Genomic DNA, 1,608 nt, shown 5'->3' on the forward strand with positions numbered 1-1,608 from the left:
TTCAATCGGATACATGGTCTATCCATTCAAAACGTCAATTACAGCATTTGCGTGAACATCTTGATATTACAGTCGGCCAGAACCTAAAAGTTGGTATTCGCAACGGCGCCCGTTATATCACTGAAATTGTTTCGATGAATGAGCATGAAGTCCGTATACGGCCTATTCGTGAAGAACTACTACCAGCAAAACTTCCGGTTCATTTAATTGTAGCTTTACCAAGACCTAAAGTTTTACGCCGTCTAATTATGGACAGTGTGACTTTAGGGGTTGAAAAGATAAGCCTGATTCATAGTTATCGTGTTGATAAAAGCTATTGGCAAACACCTTTTTTACAGCAAGTAGACAACTACGTTACGCTGGGACTTGAGCAAGCAGGCGATACAATTGTTCCTGAAATTCAACTCTATAAACGCTTTAAACCTTTTGTTGAAGACGTCTTGCCAAGCTTAATTACGCAGGAAACACCTGCCTATGTGGCTCATCCTTATGCTGAGCAACGTATGCCAATTAATATTAGCCATGCTTGTAGTGTAGTGGTCGGACCGGAAGGGGGATTTATTCCTTACGAAGTAGATTTGCTCATAAAAAACGGCTGCCAAGCTATGAGCTTAGGCAACCGTATTTTAAGAACCGAAACGTCTATTTCTTATATTTTAGGTCGTTTGTTTAGCTGATGTTTCAGGGTTTAAAGCTAGTGGATTAGATACCATTTTTAATTCCTGAATTGGGTAAGGAATATCAATATCATTTTCATTGAAAGCTTGTTTTACTTGAGCTTGAATATTACTAATAGATGAAGAAATATCAGTTTCAGTGGTATCAACCCACCAGCGTACAGTCAGGTTAACCGAGAAATCTGCTAAAGCTGTGACATTAACCGAAAACGCAGGCTGACTCAGTACATTTCGGTCATTGTTGAGAATATCTAAAATAATCTGTTTTGCTTTTTGCTCATCATCGTCATAGCCAATTCCGACTACAAACTCGCAGCGTCGTTGTTGATAAGCAGTATTAACAGTTAAGGCACTTGTATAAACCGTTGCATTTGGAATAACAATACGGCGACCATCCGGTGAGCGTAGGAAGGTTGCACGGATCTGGATGTCTTCTACAGTTCCTTCAAGTGAATTCACCACAATTGAATCGCCAATACGGAATGGCTCGCTCAATAAAATCAAAATACCTGAAAGCAGGTTTTGGAAAATATCTTTAAATGCAAAACCAATGGCGACCGAACCGATACCTAGCGCACTCATAAGCTGGCCTGGTGTGAAACCCGGAATCATAATGACAAGGGCTATTAAGAAACCAAAGAATAAGATCGCTGTACTACCGACACGGTTTAAAACTAAAACAAGATTTTGACGAGTATAAGAGCGATTTTCTAAAGTCTTACGAACAAAGAACTTAAATAATTTGGTCAGTAGCCAAAAAATAAGAAAAACAACAATTGCAATGCAGATATAAGGTACACGTTCCCAAAAACTATCTACGATTTTGTCGATAGTGGTATAGGCATCATGGTATTTCTCGGTATGCGCTAAAACTGTTTGAGTGGTTTTAGTACCTGCTTCTTGCAAAAGTTCGCCTGTATTTTTTGCAACA

General features: G+C 39.2%; 2 protein-coding genes. One reads left to right on the top strand and one right to left on the bottom strand.

Annotation, left to right across the window (positions count from 1 at the left end):
- Positions 1–677, top strand: a 677-nt coding sequence (locus tag VXQ92_RS17145; protein ID WP_416682629.1) for a 16S rRNA (uracil(1498)-N(3))-methyltransferase, incomplete at its 5' end; no start/stop codon positions are given.
- Here the strand turns inward: VXQ92_RS17145 and VXQ92_RS17150 are convergent.
- Positions 657–1,608: mechanosensitive ion channel family protein (locus tag VXQ92_RS17150; protein WP_416682630.1), on the bottom strand; the 952-nt coding region annotated here is incomplete at its 5' end. The two genes, VXQ92_RS17145 and VXQ92_RS17150, sit on opposite strands and share 21 nt — an antisense overlap.

It is taken from the genome of Acinetobacter sp. 228 (genome assembly GCF_048147885.1).